At 35.0% G+C, this 18,584-nt stretch carries 19 protein-coding genes and 1 pseudogene; 12 read left to right on the top strand and 8 right to left on the bottom strand.

Going from position 1 to position 18,584, the window contains the following annotated elements:
• A pseudogene (locus tag A9G38_RS12125) lies at positions 1–182 on the top strand (IS30 family transposase); the annotation flags it as partial.
• A 75-nt stretch (positions 183–257) separates the two neighbouring features.
• Here A9G38_RS12125 and A9G38_RS00595 read toward each other — a convergent pair.
• A complete protein-coding gene (locus tag A9G38_RS00595) occupies positions 258–1,601 on the bottom strand; it encodes an ATP-binding protein (RefSeq protein WP_051634291.1) in 1,344 nt (447 codons plus the stop codon).
• On the bottom strand, positions 1,598–2,326 hold the full coding sequence (locus A9G38_RS00600; protein ID WP_034914270.1) for a winged helix-turn-helix domain-containing protein: 729 nt from the start codon (positions 2,324–2,326) through the stop codon (positions 1,598–1,600). The genes A9G38_RS00595 and A9G38_RS00600 overlap by 4 nt, the downstream gene beginning before the upstream one ends.
• Before the next feature lie 158 nt (positions 2,327–2,484).
• Here A9G38_RS00600 and A9G38_RS00605 point away from each other — a divergent pair, with 158 nt between their 5' ends.
• Genes A9G38_RS00605 through A9G38_RS00620 form a run of 4 tightly spaced genes read left to right on the top strand, consistent with a single transcriptional unit; the run spans position 2,485 to position 4,816 of the window.
• Positions 2,485–3,213: an MtnX-like HAD-IB family phosphatase gene (locus A9G38_RS00605; protein WP_034914318.1), complete on the top strand. Its 729-nt coding sequence runs from the start codon at positions 2,485–2,487 to the stop codon at positions 3,211–3,213.
• A gap of 10 nt (positions 3,214–3,223) precedes the next feature.
• On the top strand, positions 3,224–4,057 hold the full coding sequence (locus tag A9G38_RS00610) for an alpha/beta hydrolase (protein WP_034914274.1): 834 nt from the start codon (positions 3,224–3,226) through the stop codon (positions 4,055–4,057).
• On the top strand, positions 4,057–4,413 hold the full coding sequence (locus tag A9G38_RS00615) for an EamA family transporter (RefSeq protein ID WP_034914277.1): 357 nt from the start codon (positions 4,057–4,059) through the stop codon (positions 4,411–4,413). Before A9G38_RS00610 ends, A9G38_RS00615 begins: the two co-directional genes overlap by 1 nt.
• Position 4,414: 1 nt before the next feature.
• Entirely contained in the window at positions 4,415–4,816 is a 402-nt protein-coding gene (locus A9G38_RS00620) for a DMT family transporter (RefSeq protein ID WP_034914280.1), read from the top strand.
• A 76-nt stretch (positions 4,817–4,892) separates the two neighbouring features.
• Here the strand turns inward: A9G38_RS00620 and A9G38_RS00625 are convergent, their stop codons facing one another.
• The 3 genes from A9G38_RS00625 to A9G38_RS00635 all read right to left on the bottom strand — a co-directional run bounded on the left by A9G38_RS00625 (position 4,893) and on the right by A9G38_RS00635 (position 8,294).
• The gene (locus A9G38_RS00625) at positions 4,893–5,765 is read right to left on the bottom strand and encodes an arginase family protein (RefSeq protein ID WP_034914283.1); all 873 of its coding nucleotides are present in this window, start codon (positions 5,763–5,765) and stop codon (positions 4,893–4,895) included.
• A complete protein-coding gene (locus A9G38_RS00630; protein WP_034914288.1) occupies positions 5,762–6,811 on the bottom strand; it encodes a GNAT family N-acetyltransferase in 1,050 nt (349 codons plus the stop codon). Before A9G38_RS00630 ends, A9G38_RS00625 begins: the two co-directional genes overlap by 4 nt.
• 73 nt (positions 6,812–6,884) lie before the next feature.
• Positions 6,885–8,294: an aspartate aminotransferase family protein gene (locus tag A9G38_RS00635; RefSeq protein ID WP_141671132.1), complete on the bottom strand. Its 1,410-nt coding sequence runs from the start codon at positions 8,292–8,294 to the stop codon at positions 6,885–6,887.
• A gap of 180 nt (positions 8,295–8,474) precedes the next feature.
• Between A9G38_RS00635 and A9G38_RS00640 the strand changes: the two genes are divergently transcribed.
• The 7 genes from A9G38_RS00640 (at position 8,475) to gyrB (ending at position 17,753) form a co-directional block, all read left to right on the top strand.
• Complete coding sequence (locus tag A9G38_RS00640) at positions 8,475–9,224, top strand: MipA/OmpV family protein (protein WP_051634292.1); 750 nt, start codon at positions 8,475–8,477, stop codon at positions 9,222–9,224.
• Positions 9,225–9,339: 115 nt separating this feature from the next.
• Positions 9,340–10,248 (top strand): recombination-associated protein RdgC, encoded by a 909-nt coding sequence (locus A9G38_RS00645; RefSeq protein WP_034914291.1) that lies wholly within the window; start codon positions 9,340–9,342, stop codon positions 10,246–10,248.
• 195 nt (positions 10,249–10,443) lie between these two features.
• A complete protein-coding gene (ompA, locus tag A9G38_RS00650; RefSeq protein WP_034914295.1) occupies positions 10,444–11,535 on the top strand; it encodes a porin OmpA in 1,092 nt (363 codons plus the stop codon).
• 165 nt (positions 11,536–11,700) lie between these two features.
• Entirely contained in the window at positions 11,701–13,059 is a 1,359-nt protein-coding gene (gene dnaA, locus A9G38_RS00655) for a chromosomal replication initiator protein DnaA (RefSeq protein WP_034914300.1), read from the top strand.
• A gap of 14 nt (positions 13,060–13,073) precedes the next feature.
• The gene (gene dnaN / locus A9G38_RS00660; protein WP_034914302.1) at positions 13,074–14,177 is read left to right on the top strand and encodes a DNA polymerase III subunit beta; all 1,104 of its coding nucleotides are present in this window, start codon (positions 13,074–13,076) and stop codon (positions 14,175–14,177) included.
• A gap of 48 nt (positions 14,178–14,225) precedes the next feature.
• Positions 14,226–15,299 carry a DNA replication/repair protein RecF gene (gene recF, locus A9G38_RS00665; protein ID WP_034914305.1) on the top strand — a complete coding sequence of 358 codons (1,074 nt, stop codon included), beginning with the start codon at positions 14,226–14,228 and terminating at the stop codon, positions 15,297–15,299.
• Between the two features lie 42 nt (positions 15,300–15,341).
• Positions 15,342–17,753, top strand: coding sequence for a DNA topoisomerase (ATP-hydrolyzing) subunit B (gene gyrB, locus A9G38_RS00670; protein ID WP_034914310.1), 2,412 nt, complete (start codon positions 15,342–15,344; stop codon positions 17,751–17,753).
• 141 nt (positions 17,754–17,894) lie between these two features.
• Here the strand turns inward: gyrB and A9G38_RS12670 are convergent, their stop codons facing one another.
• From A9G38_RS12670 to A9G38_RS11875, 3 genes are all read right to left on the bottom strand, one after another.
• Entirely contained in the window at positions 17,895–18,107 is a 213-nt protein-coding gene (locus tag A9G38_RS12670) for an integrase core domain-containing protein (RefSeq protein ID WP_141671664.1), read from the bottom strand.
• Positions 18,011–18,358: a DDE-type integrase/transposase/recombinase gene (locus A9G38_RS11495; protein ID WP_080702396.1), complete on the bottom strand. Its 348-nt coding sequence runs from the start codon at positions 18,356–18,358 to the stop codon at positions 18,011–18,013. Before A9G38_RS11495 ends, A9G38_RS12670 begins: the two co-directional genes overlap by 97 nt.
• 9 nt (positions 18,359–18,367) lie before the next feature.
• Positions 18,368–18,584, bottom strand: a 217-nt coding sequence (locus A9G38_RS11875; protein WP_162162675.1) for an IS3 family transposase, incomplete at its 5' end; no start/stop codon positions are given.

Genomic DNA, 18,584 nt, shown 5'->3' on the forward strand with positions numbered 1-18,584 from the left:
CCAATGGCTTAATACGTCAGTTTATACCTAAGTCAGCGGCCATTTCATTAGTTGACGACAAACAGATAAAGAAAATACAATATCTGTTGAACACACGCCCAAGAAAACGGCATAAGTTTAAAAGCCCTGCCGATTTTTATTCTAAGGAGTTAAGAAGAATTGCACTTCATGGTGTAATCTAGGAATACAAAAATAAAAAATTAAACAAAATAAAAGCTCTGCCTGACGGTTTTTGCTAAAAATACAACTAATTATTTTTATTCATCACCTGATTTCAATGAAACCACAAATCTTGCTCCACCTAGTGGGCTAGTGACAACAAAGGCTTTACCATTATGAAATTCTGCCATTAGTTTTACATAAGCTAAACCGAGTCCATAACCTCCAGTTGATCGAGTTCGGCTCGTATCAAGTCTTGCAAAAGGCATAAAAATCTTTTCACGTGCATCAAAGGGAATGCCCACACCATCATCATCGATTTCAAGAATGACTCGATTTTCTTGTTTTGTGATATTCAAAACTGCTTTATGTGCTGCATACTTAAAAGCATTTAGTAACAAATTTTTAACTATGGTTTCAACTAAATTAGTATCAATCATTGCATATGCATCTTGGCTATTACAAGTAAGTTCAAATCCTTTTGGTTTAAATAATGTTAAAGATTGGCAAACTTTTTCACTCCACTGTTTTAGTGATACCCTTATAAAGTTTAATTCAACATTGCTTTGCTGCATTTTAAAGTAATTTAAACTAGCATTGATTAATGTCTCAAGTTCATTAATATCATCACTCATGCCTTTTTGTAGCAAAAATCTCTCTTTTTCATCGGTTGACTCTTCAAGCATACTAAGTTCAAATCGCATACGGGCAAGAGGAGTACGTAATTCATGAGCCATCGCATGAGAGATTGTTTGATTAGTACCAACTAGATGTTCAATATGCGTTCCCATATTATTTAAAACATTTGCTAGCGGCTTAAATAACCAACCTTTAACATTTTCGGTTCGAGCTTTTAAATTGCCTTGTCCTAACTGCTCGGCAGTTTGTCTGATATTAACTAGATCCTTCCATACGGCACTAAAAGCCATATAAATTAAAATGAAAAAAACAATAGCACTAAACAAAGCCCAAATAACAAGAAAGATGGTCAACGACATGGTATTGGATGCCAAAATATCCCGCATTACAATCGGACCTAATTGAAGCAAATTGCCATCTTTTAAATCTATATAAACAATCTCATTATCATCATCATAAGAAAAACCAAGTTTTTTTAACTCGTTAAGTACAGTATCAGGTAACGGTGTGTTAATTGGTAACACTTCGATAGGGTAGCCAAAATAAGGTTGCAATTCATTAACCACTTCTTGAAGGGGGCGATCTTTATGTTCTTTAATTTGCATACGAATCAGATTCACTGTACCTCGTTGAGATTCACGAAATACAACATGATCATCTGGCATATCGGTTAATGATGAAGGTAATGAATCAAAAACCAATAAAGCGCCATAAGCAATAATACTTTGCAATAAAAGTAAAATAACTAGATAAAATACAATACGACGATTAAAAAATAGCGGCTTGGCTAATAATTGACTCAATGATTTTCTCCTTCTCGCATAAATAAGTAGCCTTTTCCTCGCACTGTTTTTATGCGAGACGGATTATCTGGATCATCGAGTAATTTACGACGAAGTCTTGAAACACGAGCATCAATAGAACGATCACTACCATCAAAATCGATCCCTCTTACTTGAGAAAAAATATCATCTCGAGAAAGAATAGTTCCCGCATTATAAGCAAGCAACCATAGCAGATCGAATTCGGCAGTAGTTAAATCAATTTCTTGCTCGTGCAAGAGTACTTTTCGGTTTTCACCGTCTATGACTAGATTATCAAATATTAAAGTTTTATTATTCTGTGGTAAAACAAACTCTTTCGTATTGTCTTTGTCGGTTTCTATCTGTTTCCGTCGTAATAAAGCTCGTATTCGCGCTAATAATAATCTAGGTTCAACTGGTTTTGCTAAATAATCATCCGCTCCCAATTCAAGCCCAACAATTTCATCAATATTATCTTCACTTGCTGTCATGATCAGTATAAAATTACTAAACCATGTACGAATATCTCGACAAATATCAAAACCTGTTTTTACAGGTAACATTACATCTAAAATAACTAGATCGGGATTAAGTTGTTGAATCTTTTCTTCTGCCCCTTCTCCACTATTATGCCATTCAACAAGATATCCTTGCCGAATTAGATAAACTTGAATTAAATTAGCTAAGCGCTGATCATCTTCAATGATTAATATACGTTCACTCATTATCTGTTCTCGATTACTGTAGCTTGTACCTAGAGATACCTCATTATACAGATAATTTTTTTCCCGTTACAAAATATATACAAAGAGGCTACAAAGTTTATAGCAACTCTATGAGAGAATTTACGCCAATATCTATAAATAGACTATTTTTTATCAAAATGAATACTTTTTCATCAATAGCGAACCATCTTTTTCACCCATCTTATCCACAAAATCACACGCCAATTGTTTTGTGTGATTTTGATGGTACGATTAGTGTTAAAGATGTCACCGATACTTTACTAAGCCACTTTGGTCAAAATGGTTGTGATGAGCTTGAAGAATTGTGGGTTAACGGTAAAATTGGCTCTCAAGAATGTATGAGTAAACAAATTGCATTAATGGATGCAAGCTTAGATGAACTCAATCAAGTTTTATCACAAATTGAAATAGACCCGGATTTTAAATCTTTTATTCATTATACCGAACAGAACAATATTCCCGTTCATGTGGTCAGCGACGGTTTAGATTATGCCATTGAGTTTATTTTAAAACGTCATGGTATTGAACATTTACCAATTTTTGCTAATAAATTAATGCATAATAACGCACGCAGCTGGCGCCTTGAGTTTCCTTACGCAAACAAGGACTGTATTAAGCAAAGTGGCAATTGCAAATGTAATCATGTAAAAAAACAACAGCACTTTTCGCAAATATTATATGTTGGTGACGGTACATCAGACTATTGCGTATCACATAATGTTGATTTCGTTTTTGCCAAAGACAAGTTAGTTAATTATTGTGAAAAAAATAAAATTGAACATTGTAAGATTACTAGTTTCGCAGATGTAACCTCGGCATTAAAACGTGCACAACATGCCGTTATCCCTGTCATGATGGTAAAATAAAGGAATATTAATGAGTACAATTCAAAATTTATCTTACTTTCTACCAGGTAACAAAAATGGCGTACTTTTGATTCATGGTTTAACTGGTACCCCTAATGAAATGCGCATTTTAGCTAATGGATTAAATAAAGCTGGATTTACTGTTTATGCAATCCAATTAGCTGGGCATTGTGGTACTGAAGAAGATCTGTGTAAAACAACATGGCAAGATTGGTATAAAAGCGTACAAGATGGCGCAGATTATTTAGCACAGCATGTAGATAATGTTTTTGTTGCTGGATTATCAATGGGTGCGCTACTTGCACTAAAACTTGCTGCCGATAGACCTGAACAAATTAAAGGTGTTGGCGTTTTAGCCCCCACATTTTGTTATGATGGTTGGAGTATGCCATTTTGGGCAAAAAAACTTTTCTTCTTATTAGTCTATTTTAAAAAATTGGGTATTTTTCAAAAAAAGGTTTTCATTGAAAAACCACCCTATGGGCTTAAAGATGAACGCATTCGCGCAGTAGTGTCCGAAAGCATGTTAAGTGGCGATGCGGCATCAGCAGGTCTTGCTGGTAACCCATTCCCTGCACTAGCGGAAATGCAGTTATTGGCAAAAGAGATGCGCAAACAATTACCTAAAGTAATTTCGCCTTGTTTAATTATGCATTCAGGCAATGATGATATCGCCAATATAGAAACTAATGCCAAATTGGTTGAAAAATCAGTATCAGGCTCAACAAAATTAGTGGTCTTAAATGATAGTTATCATTTAATTACTATTGACAGCCAACGCCGTGAAGTAATCAAAGAGTGTGCATCGTTCTTTGATAATATCGCAGAAGGAATAAAAGCATAATGTCACCATTAGTTATTATACTTTGGATTAGTAATATCTGTTTTGATACGCTAGGACAAGTCGCTTTTAAATTTGCAGCCATCGCGCCAAATAATCGCGATGGTTGGTACTACTGGCTAGATTTATCGAAAAATAAGTGGATTTGGGTTGGTGTTATATCTTATATTGCTGAATTTTTATTATGGTTAGCCTTTTTAACCTTAGTCCCTCTTTCTCAAGGCGTATTACTTGCTTCATTTAATATCATTACGATTATGTTAGTTGGTCGAATTATTTTTAAAGAATTACTAACCATTTATCGCTTAATTGGGATGCTATTAATTACAGCTGGTGTCATTTTTGTAGGAATGTCTTAATATGGCTAGATTTTATTTAATTGGCTTTTCTGTATTGCTCTTTTTTGACACAATTGCGCAATGTAGTTTTAAATTAACGGCTATCGAAGCTCAACCATTAGAAATGAGTATTCAATGGTTAATCCGAGTATTTACCAATCCTTGGATTTATATTTCAATAGTAGGATATATTCTTACTTTCTTCACTTGGATGACATTATTAAAAAAAGCACCTGTAGGTCCTGCTTTTGCTGCATCACACTTTGAAATTGTGACAGTTATGATTGTTTCAATCTGGTTATTTCACGAACCGATTACATTATTCAAGTTAATAGGTGCAATATTAATTGTTTCAGGTATTCTCTTTTTAGCCCTAGCTGAAAATAAATTATCTAAACAAAATTTACACAATCATCAACATTAAATTCTGAACACAATAATGGAAAGGTAGGTAAAGGTTTATACTTAAAGTACCGCTTTCCTAAAACCTTTTTACAAGTTTATACTGCTAATGCCCTTAATAAGGTTAAATTAAGTTGATGTTGTTCTTGTTGCCAATTGATAAGCTTATCTGGCGATATGGTAGGTTGTTTATCGAGTGAACTGAGTAAACGTTTAAACCAATTTGATGATTGCCATATAGATAGCTCTCCCGTAATATCACTACCAATAATTCTAGGTTTTATTGATGATATAGTATCAAGAATATGATATGTTTGTAGCTTACCTTGATCCCAATTGGTATGAATTACATCTTCGCTCAATACATCTTTATCAATCGATAAGTAAACGGGTTGTGCACTGTGATACTGTTCTGATAAAAAGCTCGCAATAAGATCATCTGGTGTTGCAAAATGTCGAAAAGCGTGTCCTAAACCAATTTTTTTGGCCCATGCAACATTGACCTCCAAGCTCCAATAAGTCAACTTTTTATGAAAAAGCGCTGACCATCTATTTTCCCAAAAATGAGAAAGCCCAATATCATGAGACGTAATACCAAGTACATGTACATGACTAACAAAAGGCAAACTTGCCACATAACTAACCCATGAACCACAATGAATACCAAACAAATATCGCATATTGTCTGGATGATTATCAAAAATCACGACTTGAATTGGATTTTTGGCAGAATATTGTTTAGCTAGATTTTCAATCAGTAATAATGAAATATGGTGATAATCACCGCTACCCATTAATACCGTACCATGGTTTTCAGGTAAAGATTGCTGTAACACATTTTTAAATTGGTGAAATTTTTTCTTAGTACAACCAAAACGAATCGCATCTTGCCATTGGGTAAAATCAATCGTTTTAGCATGATAAATTTCACCAACACTTCTATCAAAATTGAGAATAATAGGACATGTCATGTTACTTTCTCCTTGTCACTTTCAAAATGACCAATGAATCTACGCAATACGGTTCTTAATAATGGATTGCGAATATAGACAAGATGTTTAGTAAAGGTGAATTTTGCACCTAACGAAGCTTTTACTTCGGGATCAGTCCAACCTGCAATATAGTGACTAAAACCTTGCTGTAAAGCATATTCAAGATTAACAAACCAACTTACAAAATAGAGATTAAGTTCCCTTGCCTGCGGATAAACCATACCGATATATTTATCAACTAGCATATTATTAACAACAAAACAAATATTGAACCCCACCAACCTATCATTATAGTGATAAGTCACTATATGTGCATTTTGGGTTTTACATTGTAATAGTTGGGTGAAAAATGGTTTGGTCAATAAGTCAAAATGTATTTCACTTTGCTGATAAACATTAAGATACAATTGATAATACTCATCTAGAACAGTATCATTAAAAAAACAATCATCACCACTATGCAAAACATTAATATTTAATTTTTCACGTGATCTTAATTTTCTTCTAAAATTTTTACGTCGGCTATAAGAAAACTGTAAAAAAACCTCGTCCATATTTGCAAAATCAATCGGAACCCAAGCTAATGCCTGCCCTTCAACTTCGATAAAACCATTTTCTTTTAATGACGAAATAAAATCCATTGAATAATGGTTGTCTTTTTCGTTTAGTAAAGGAGACGCAACAGGAATATCTTTAACAATAAAAAAAGGATACTGCTTAGCATAAGCTGCTTTGAGGTGTTCAGCCAATTGATTCGCATCAACGTTATCAGTTAATAATGCATATTCCGAAACAGTAGCACCAACAAAACAAGTATGAGGTTGTAAATAACGCCGCCATTTATTATAAAAAGGAAGTTTCTGAACTTTATGCCTGAAATCATCATCTGCAGTAGTAAGAAGATCAAACTTAGCAGAAAAAATAGGCACACCATCTTCGCTCAGCCATGCTGAAAAATCTTGCGGAGGATGAGCTAAAAAATTGTCTATTAATTCATTAGGTTCTAACTGATTAAGGTATTTCATAAGGTAAATCTATGATTGGCTGTAACAAATAATCCCGCCAATAGACATTGACGGGATTATGAAGATCAAACAATTAAAGTTCTTTTTTCGCTCGGGTAATTAACTGATCTAGAAGTTCAATACCTTGATCAATTTCCTGACGTGAAATGTGTAATGATGGTGCAAAAGTAATCACATTTTTATAGTAACCACCAATATCAAGCACTAATCCCATTTTGGTACCTTTCCAATCAAGATCACCTGACATACCAATATCCACCATTTTGTCAACTAAGGCTTTATTAGCCGTAAAGCCATCTTCTGTACAAATTTCTGCGCGAAGTGCCAAGCCTAAACCATCAACTTCACCAATTTCTTTATGTTTCTTCTCAAGTGTTTTTAAACCCTCAAGGAAATAAGCACCACTATCCATTACCATTTTTTCGTAATCTGTTTCAGAAGTCATTTTTAATACTTCAAGACCAACAGCTGTACCTAATGGATTTGATGCAAAAGTTGAGTGGGTTGAGCCAACTGGGAATACTTGAGGATTGATTAATTCTTCACGCGCCCATAAACCACCTAGTGGATTAAGACCATTAGTTAATGCTTTAGCAAAAACAACGACATCAGGTTTAACATCAAAGTGTTCAATTGACCAAAGTTTACCTGTACGATAAAAGCCCATTTGGATTTCATCAACCACCAATAAAATACCATACTGATCTAAAACTTTTTTAAGTCCTTTAAAGTAATTACGAGGAGGAACAATATAACCACCTGTTGCCTGTAAAGGTTCAGCATAGAACGCTGCATATTCAGCTTGCCCAACTTTTGGGTCCCAAACACCGTGGTATTCAGTTTCAAATAAACGCGCAAATTCTGCGACTAAATGTTCACCATACTCTTCTGCTGTCATGCCTTTTGGACGACGGAAAGGATATGGGAAAGGAACAAACATCGCACGATCACCAAAATGACCATAGCGACGACGATAACGATAACTTGAAGTAATTGATGAAGCACCTAAAGTTCTACCATGGTATCCACCTTGGAAAGCGAACATTAATGATTTACCACCAGTAGCATTACGAACAACTTTTAAAGAGTCTTCAATACACTGTGAACCACCTACATTGAAATGTACCCGCCCTTCATAACCAAATCGCTTTTCCATACCTTGAGCAATAGTTTTAGCTAATTCAATTTTAGTTGGGTGTAAATATTGGCTAGCACATTGTGGTAAGGTATCAATTTGCTTTTTAAGAACATTATTTAAACGCTCATTGGCATAACCGAAGTTACATGCAGAATACCACATTTGCAGATCAAGGAAAGCTTTGCCTTCTTTGTCATACATATAACTACCTTCACAACCATCAAAAATTTTTGGCGGTTCTACATAATGCACTGTATCACCGAAAGAACAATATTTTGCCTCATCTGCTAACAAAGTAGCATCATCAGGACGGCTATTAATCATTTCTAAAGTTGGTTTACTCATAAGTTGTCTCACTAATTGATATTCAAATATGATAAAATGTGGCATTATTATTCAGGAAATTTGTTTGTTACAATGTACAATTAATGTATAGATTGTGTGACGACAAAACTAACTATCAATAAGATATAAAATTAGTATAAATAACGACAGGTGATCACCTTTTATATATGGGTATGAAAAATGAAAAAAACATTTTGTACACTTTCTATTTTATCAGTAATAACTTTAGGAGCTACCCAAATTGCATTAGCTGATTCCACCTCTATCGGGGGTGGTGTTGGTTGGAGTAATTCACCGTATAAAAGTTATAGTGCTAATTATTACCCTATTCCTCATATTGATTATGATAATGGCCTATTTTTTATCGATGACCTGTCAGCTGGTATTTATGCTTATAATCAGGACAATCAAAGCGTGTCTATTGGCGCACGTTATTTATCTAACGAATTTAAGCCACATGATTCAGATAACCACCAATTAAGGCTACTTGATAGCCGCCATTCAACATTACTTGCAGAAATCGAGTATTCTATTGATACCAGTTGGGGAAGTTTTTCGAGTAGTGTAGGAACTGATGTATTAAATGAAAGTAATAGTATTTTAGTAAATACTGATTATACCGTTCCTTATATGCAAGGCAATTTGATTGTTGCGCCCACCATCGGTATAAATTGGGCTAATAATAAGCACAACAATTATTATTATGGTGTTTCACATAAAGAAACCTCTCGTTCAGGATTACGATACTTTAATGCTGATGCGTCATTGACACCTTATGCTGAAATAGCTGCACAATATTCATTAACCCCAAATATTGCGACATTTGGTGGTGTTCATATTGACAAATTAACTGGTGATGTGGCAGATAGCCCAATGGTGGACAATAGCACTGTAACCTCGATTTATATGGGTGTTTCTTATAGCTTCTAATAAATATACATTTATACTCAATCACTAAATAATGACAGCTTATTATTCTCTATAAGCTGTTACTCATTTAAACAATGATAACCCTTTATTACAAAAATGCAGGAAATAGAAAAGTATGCTTTGGTTTAAAAATGCCATAATTTACCAACTTAATAGCGACACGTTACTTAATAAAGACGCAATAGAAAAAGCACTAAAGTCTCACCCTTTTACTCCATGTGGTAATTTAGACACCACAAAAATGGGCTGGGTTTCGCCTTATCATGATAATAACCAAGATGATTTTATAGTTGATATGCAAGGGCATTTATTATTACGGATCAAAAAAGAAACAAAAATATTACCAGCCCCCGTAATAAAACAAGCTTTATTAGAAAAAATTGATAAACAAGAACAAGCACTAAGCAGAAAACTAACTAAAAACGAAAAGGCGACTTTAAAAGATGAAGTTATGATTGATCTAATGCCAAGGGCTTTTAGTAAATATAATAATTATTGGTTATGGTTAGATACGCATAATAAACGCATTATTGTTGACTGTAGTAGCTTTAAACAATCAGAAGATATCTTAGCGATTTTACGTAAAGAGCTTGGCTCACTCGCTTTAACCCCTTTATCGATTGATAAACCACTTGAACAGGTTATGACCTCATGGGCTAAGGAAAACCTAAAATTCCCACCATTTTTATTAGGTGATCAAGCCGAACTAAAAGATCCTCTTGAAGGAAATGGAATTATTAGCTGTAAAAATCAAGAAATCACCAGTGATGAAATGCGTGTCCATTTCGATTCAGGGAAATGGATCACTAAAATTAAAATTATTGATGAAAGAGGCGTTAGCTTTATTGTTAATAGTGACTTAACATTTAAACGAATTAAGTTTGATTCTGCTATTTTGGATGAAAACGAAGATATCGGTTTAGATGAATTTAATAAGAGATTAGAAGCTGACTTTTTTATTATGGCTAATGCATTAGCAAATACTATTAATGACTTTTACATAACAATTAACAAAATTATTTGAAAAAATTATCTAAATTTTTTTTATTGTAACTGCAATAACTATAGATTTGCCTATTATCTATGCTATACTTGACAACAGATTATGGGTAACATAATTATATAAAAATAAGTATTGTTCTTTTTAATTTAAATGAATTATTAAACAATAAAAGAAACTAAACATCGTCTATAACAACATATAAGTTGAGGCAATAAAATGAAAAAAACTACTCTAGCTCTAGCAATCGCAGTTGCAAGCTTAACAGCTACTGCAGCTAACGCAGCATACGAAGACAACACTTTTTATACAGGTGCTAAATTAGGTTGGTCAGAGCTTTATCGATTAGATGCACATAAAGTTCGTGGCTTTGATAAAGATGAAGTTGGTATTAAAACTTCAAATCGTAGCAATGTTGCTGGTGGCGCTTTCCTTGGCTTCCAAGCAAACCCATATTTAGCATTTGAGTTAGGTTATGATTGGTTAGGTTCTGCTAAATATAAAAGAACTTGGACTGATGATAAGACTAAAGCGGGTAATAGTAAACTTTCTGCACAAGGCGTTTCATTAACCGGTAAATTAAGCTACCCTATCATTGGCGATCTAGATATTTATGGTCGTGCTGGAGGCATGGTTACTATTGCTAAATGGAAAAACAGTGGTGACACTAGAGTAGAACACGGTCATGGTGGTACCAAAACTGATGTATCTCCTGTGTATGCATTAGGTCTTGACTATCGTTTAGACGAAGACTTCTCTACTCGTTTAGAATACCAATATGTTCAACATATTCATACTAAAAGCAAAGCAACTCCAGATGCAGGTACTGTAAGCTTGGGTATTACTTATCGTTTAGGTTCACCAGCTACTCCAGCACCAGTTGAATTAAAAACTGAAGTAAACCGCTATGTATTAAATGAAGATGTACTATTTGCTTATGCGAAAGCTGACTTAAAAGAAGAAGGTCGCCAAGCATTAGACAACTTACTAACAAATCTTGTTAAACTTAACCCAACTGAAAGCGCTATCGTAGTAATTGGTCATACTGACCGTATCGGTTCAGTTAGTTATAACCAAAAACTATCAGAACAACGTGCTAACTCAGTAATGAAATATTTAATTGCTAAAGGTGTTCCTTCTAACCTAATTAGCGCTCGTGGTGTGGGTAAATCTCAACCAGTTACTGGTACAAAATGTAATGCTCTTCGTGGTGCTAGCTTAAAAGCTTGTTTAGCTCCAGATCGTCGTGTTGAAATTGAAGTTAAAGCACTTAACGAAAAAGAAGTTCAAGTAACTAATGAAACAAATTAATTTTTTGTTATTTAGATACTTCATTAAGACCCGGTTATAAGCCGGGTTTTTCTTATTTTTATTGTTAACAACTAAATTAAATATTACCTTAGATCTACAAATTATCCACAAAAAAGATTATAATACTTCACGATATTGTTAGTAAGCAAAGTTAAAGGAGTTGCCGTGCCTACCGCTATTTGGCAAGATTGCCTTTCTCAATTACAAGAAGAAATCCCCACAACAGAATTCAACTTATGGATTCGCCCGTTGCAAGCGGAAATGGTTGATAATAAACTCTATATCTATGCGCCCAATAGATTTGTCTTGGATTGGGTAAGAAATAAATATTTAACTACTATTTCTCAACTATTAAATAAACTAATTAATGACGATTCTCTAAAATTATTTCTTGAGGTTGGTTCAACCGTATCCGCAGATAAAAAAGAACAAAATAACCAAAAGAAAGCAGAGGTTGTTCCTGCATGGAAAACAACAAAAGAAACCAATAATAATCATGTGTATCATTCAGGTATTAACCATAAGCACACTTTTAATAGTTTTGTTGAGGGTAAATCAAACCAACTTGCTGTTGCGGCTGCAAAACAAGTAGCTGAAAATCCAGGAAAAGCTTATAATCCACTATTCTTATATGGTTCCACCGGTTTAGGTAAAACGCATTTATTACATGCAGTTGGCAATCAAATAATGGCAAAAAAAGCCAACGCCAAAGTTGTTTACATGCATTCCGAGCGCTTTGTGCAAGACATGGTCAAAGCACTACAAAATAACGCTATCGAAGAATTTAAAAATTACTACCGTTCTGTTGATGCTTTACTTATCGATGACATTCAGTTTTTTGCAAATAAAGAGCGATCTCAAGAAGAATTTTTCCACACCTTTAACTCTTTATTAGAGGGTAATCAGCAAATTATTTTAACGTCAGATCGCTATCCTAAAGAAATTAATGGCGTTGAAGACCGACTAAAATCACGTTTTGGTTGGGGACTAACCATTGCAATTGAGCCACCTGAACTAGAAACACGGGTTGCAATTTTAATGAAAAAAGCCGAGGAAAATCATATTAAATTACCTGAAGAAGTCGCTTTTTTTATTGCTAAACGATTACGCTCTAATGTTCGTGAATTAGAAGGTGCTCTTAATCGGGTTATCGCTAATGCTAATTTTACTGGTAAGGCCATTACCATTGATTTTGTTAAAGATGCCTTAAAAGATTTACTCGCTTTACAAGAAAAACTTGTCACCATTGAAAATATACAAAAGACAGTTGCCGAATATTATAAAATTAAAGTATCAGATTTACTTTCTAAACGTCGTTCTCGTTCTGTGGCAAGACCACGGCAAGTAGCAATGGCGCTTGCCAAAGAGCTCACAAATAAAAGCCTACCTGAAATCGGTGACGGCTTTGGTGGAAGAGATCACACGACTGTATTACATGCATGTAGAAAGATCGCAGAGTTAAAAGAAGAAAGTAATAACATTAAAGAAGATTACTCCAATTTAATTCGAACATTATCAACTTAAAAAGAATCAATACTATGAAATTTATTATAGATCGTGAAAAACTAATAAAGCCATTACAACTTGTAAGTGCACCATTAAGTAGTCGCCCTACACTACCAATTTTGGGGAATTTATTATTACAAGTGAATGATAACACGCTATCGATGACAGGAACTGATCTTGAAATAGAGATGATATCTCATCTACCATTAGTTGAACCGAGTGAACCAGGTGCAACAACCGTGCCAGCAAGAAAGTTTCTTGATATCTGCCGAAACTTACCTAATGATGCCAAAATTTCGATAAGCGTTGACGATAACCGATTGATGATTCAATCAGGACGTAGTAAATTTTCATTATCAACACTACCAGCTACCGATTTTCCAAATTTAGAAAATTGGCAAAGTGATGTTGAACTTTCAGTTCCACAAAAAACCATTAAACGCCTTATTGATGCGGTACAATTTTCAATGGCGAATCAAGACGTAAGATATTACCTAAATGGCATGTTATTTGAAATTGAAGATGGTTTACTAAAATCAGTTGCAACAGATGGACATCGATTAGCTTTATGCTCACAACCTATTGAACAAGATACTAAAACTAATCATTCTGTCATTTTACCAAGAAAAGGGGTACTAGAGCTTGCAAAACTGGTTAGTGATAACGAAGAATTAATCAATATGCAAATTGGTAATAATAACTTACGGGTTAATCTTGGTGATTTCACTTTCACATCAAAACTCATTGATGGAAGATTCCCTGACTACAAACGAGTATTGCCACGCAACCCAGATAAACCACTTGAAGTATCTTGCGAAGAACTCAGAAACGCCCTATCAAGAGTTGCGATCTTATCTAATGAAAAATTCCGTGGTATTCGACTTTATGTCCATAACAATCAAATAAAGATTACAGCAAACAACCCAGAACAAGAAGAAGCAGAAGAAGTTATTGACGTAAAATATGAATCCGCAGAGCTTGAAATTGGCTTCAATGTAACCTATCTACTTGATATATTAAATACATTGAAATGTGATAGCGTACAACTATTATTAACCGATGCAACATCAAGTGTACAAATAGAAGATATCAATAATCAGACAGCAACTTATGTTGTTATGCCAATGCGCTTATAATCCAATCTCACTTAATATTCCGGCTTCGTCCGGAATAATTTAAAGTATATGACTCTTTCAAAAATCAAAGTTCATCATTTTCGTAATATTAGTTATGCACAGCTAACTTTATCGCCACATTTCAACTTCATTGTTGGCGATAACGGGAGTGGAAAAACGAGCTTACTTGAAGCTATTTATATGCTTGGTCATGGTCGTGCATTTAGACATACTCAATCGAATCGAATTATTCAACACGAGCAGCCAGAGCTAGTATTATTCAGCGAACTAAACACGTCCAATCAACAAATTCACTCAATTGGACTTGCTAAATCGCGTAATAATGATAATAAAATCAGAATAGATGGGGATGAAGGTTATCGATTAACCGATTTAGCCAAATTATTACCCATTCAACTAATCACACCAGAAGGATTTGATTTATTGACTGGCGGACCTAAATATCGCCGTGCATTTATTGATTGGGGATGTTTTCATCATTACCCAGAATTTGTTCATTTATGGAATAATTTAAAGCGTTTATTTAAACAACGCAATGCATTATTAAAGCAATCCCATAGCTATAATCAATTATTACCTTGGGACAAAGAACTTGCGCCCATCGCTGAAAAAATTAGCCACATTAGAGAAAACTACTCACAACATATTTTTCCTGAAATTATACAAACATGCCATGATTTTTTACCCGAATACCAACTTAATTGCCAATATTACCAAGGTTGGGAGCATGGTACTGATTATGCTGAAATATTACGCAAACAGTATGAGCGAGACAAACTCCTTAACTACACATCAGCCGGACCACATAAAGCAGATATTCGATTACGAGTTGATAACATTCCAGTTGAAGATCTGTTATCACGTGGTCAATTAAAATTATTAATGTGCGCATTACGTTTATCTCAAGGTGAATATTACTCTAAGCAAAATCCCCAAGCTTGTATCTACCTACTTGATGATTTTGCATCTGAATTAGATAACAATAAACGCGAATTATTAGCCAAACGTTTAAAACAAGCTAATTTACAAGTATTCATAACTGCAGTTAACCAATCGCAAATTACCCATATGATCGATGAAAATGATAAGATTTTTCACATAAGATCTGGTATAATTTCGTAAATATACAGAACGATATAAACAATCAAAAAAGTCGAGAAATCCATGTCCAATTCTTATGATTCTTCTAGCATTAAAGTACTCAAAGGGCTTGATGCTGTCCGTAAACGTCCAGGTATGTATATTGGTGATACTGATGATGGTACAGGACTTCACCATATGGTTTTTGAAGTTGTTGATAATGCCATAGATGAAGCATTAGCTGGATATTGTCACCATATTGAAGTAACAATCCACCCTGATAACTCTGTTTCTGTACGTGACGATGGTCGCGGTATTCCAACAGGTATTCATGAAGAAGAAGGTATTTCAGCAGCAGAAGTTATCATGACCGTATTGCATGCTGGCGGTAAATTTGATGATAATTCTTACAAAGTATCTGGTGGTTTGCATGGTGTAGGTGTTTCAGTTGTTAACGCCTTATCAGATAAATTAGAATTAGTTATTTATCGTGATGGAAAAATCCACCAACAAGTTTATAACTTAGGTGTCCCGCAAGCTCCCCTAAAAATAATTGGCGAAACATCTGAATCTGGCACCTATGTACGCTTCTGGCCAAGCCCAGAAACATTTACCAATATTGAGTTTGTCTACGAAATATTAGCAAAACGACTACGAGAATTATCATTCTTAAACTCAGGCGTATTAATAAGATTACTTGATGAGCGCACAGGCAAAAATGAACATTACCACTACGAAGGTGGCATTCAAGCGTTTGTTGAATACTTAAACAAAAATAAAAACCCTATTCATCCTAAAATATTTTACTTCAGCACAGAAAAAGACGGTATTGGTGTTGAAGTAGCACTACAATGGAATGATGGTTACCAAGAAAACATCTATTGCTTTACTAACAACATTCCACAACGAGATGGCGGTACTCACTTGGCGGGTTTCCGTGGAGCAATGACGCGCACATTAAACAACTATATGGAAGCTGAAGGATACAGCAAAAAAGCCAAAATCAGCGCCACAGGCGATGATGCTCGTGAGGGTTTAATTGCGGTAGTATCAGTTAAAGTACCTGACCCAAAATTCTCATCACAGACCAAAGACAAATTGGTATCATCAGAAGTAAAATCCGCCGTTGAATCCGTAATGGGCGAAAAGTTAACAGAATATCTACTTGAAAACCCAAGTGATGCCAAAATTGTTGTCGGAAAAATCATCGATGCTGCAAGAGCACGAGAAGCCGCCCGTAAAGCGCGCGAAATGACACGTCGAAAAGGCGCCTTAGACTTAGGCGGATTACCAGGTAAACTTGCTGATTGCCAAGAAAAAGACCCAGCTTTATCTGAATTATACTTAGTGGAAGGGGACTCTGCGGGGGGCTCAGCAAAACAGGGGCGCAACCGCAAAAATCAAGCAATCTTACCGCTTAAAGGTAAAATTTTAAATGTCGAAAAAGCCCGTTTTGACAAAATGCTCTCATCTCAAGAAGTCGGAACACTAATTACCGCATTAGGTTGTGGAATTGGCCGTGATGAATATAACCCAGACAAAATGCGTTACCACAGCATTATTATCATGACCGATGCCGACGTTGATGGCTCGCATATTCGAACATTATTATTAACATTCTTCTACCGACAAATGCCAGAAATCATTGAGCGGGGTTATGTTTATATTGCACAGCCACCTTTATACAAAGTCAAAAAAGGCAAGCAAGAACAATATATCAAAGATGATGAGGCAATGACGCAATTTCAAATTGCCTTAGCGCTTGAAGATGCATCGTTACATGTCAATGACCATGCACCTGCACTTGCAGGCGAAGCATTAGAAAAACTAATTGCTGAATATCAAAAAGTCGAAAAACTTATTACAAAAATGGAACGTCGCTATCCAAAAGCGTTGCTATCGGAATTAGTTTATCATGATGTATTAAACGAAAGTATTTTACAAAACCAACAACAAGCCGAAAATTGGGCAAAAACCCTTGTTGAAAAACTATCAAATAAAGAACAACATGGTAGCAGCTACCTTTATTCAGCTGAATATAATGAAAAAGCACAACTATATGTGCCAATCATTAAAGTAAAAACTCATGGTGTAGATACTCATTATCCATTAGATCAAGTATTCATCCATAGTAATGAATACCGTAATATCTGCCACCTTGGTGCACAATTAAAAGATCTACTTGAAGACAGCGCCTTTATTCAACGTGGAGAACGCAAACAACCCGTAGAATCTTTTGATGAAGCTGTTGATTGGTTAATTAAAGAATCACGTCGTGGATTAACTATTCAGCGTTATAAAGGACTAGGTGAAATGAACCCAGAACAGTTATGGGAAACCACAATGGATCCAACCAGTCGTCGCATGTTGCAAGTCACCATAAAAGATGCAATTGAAGCGGATCAATTATTTACCACATTAATGGGGGATGAAGTTGAACCACGCCGACTATTTATTGAAGAAAATGCCCTTAAAGCGGCGAATTTAGATTTTTAAATATTGTCGTGATAAAAAGTAAAAAAATCAGACATAATGTCTGGTTTCAGATTGATGACAATGAACTCGCTTTTTGGCGAGTTCTTTGATCTAATAGAGAGTGTAAATACCCCAAACTTAGTACACAACTCACGTAGAAAATCATGCTGCTTGTTTTAGTGTTTTATACTCAATCGGTGTCATGTTATTTAATGCCTCATGTGGTCTTTCGGTATTATAAATCGTTAACCATTCTTCGGTTATTCTCCTTGCTTGTGCTAAGTTGTTAAAAAGATATAAATCGAGTACTTCAGTACGATAGGTACGATTAAATCGTTCAATATAGCCATTTTGATAAGGGCTACTAGGCTGGATATAATCAAGGTTATATCATGTGATTTAGCCCAGTTTATAAAGGTTTTTCCTGTAAATTCTGGCCCATTATCGACCCGTATTTTTAATGGATACCCATGATATTCAGCCAGTTTATCTAAGTAACGGGTAATCCTTCCTGCTGGTAAGCTTACTGCAATATCAATCCCTAACGCCTCACGATTAAAGTCATCGATGACATTGAATGTTCTAAAGCGACGTTGATTACGACTACTGTCACTCATAAAATCCATTGACCAACATTAATCTTGTTTATTGGGTGCTAATAGCCTTTCTGGGCTTCGTGGAGGAATGCGCTGTTTACGCTTTATCCTGAGATTAAGCTTTAATTGGCAATACACCCGATACACCCGTTTATGATTCCATTTATAGCCGAGCTTTTTGATACGATTAAAGCATTTAGGAAAGCCCCAGCTTAAATGCCGGTCTGTGATAGCATTCAATACCGAAACAATCACC

The organism is Gilliamella sp. Imp1-1 (assembly GCF_001690415.1).
In the GTDB taxonomy this organism is placed as follows: domain Bacteria; phylum Pseudomonadota; class Gammaproteobacteria; order Enterobacterales; family Orbaceae; genus Gilliamella; species Gilliamella bombi.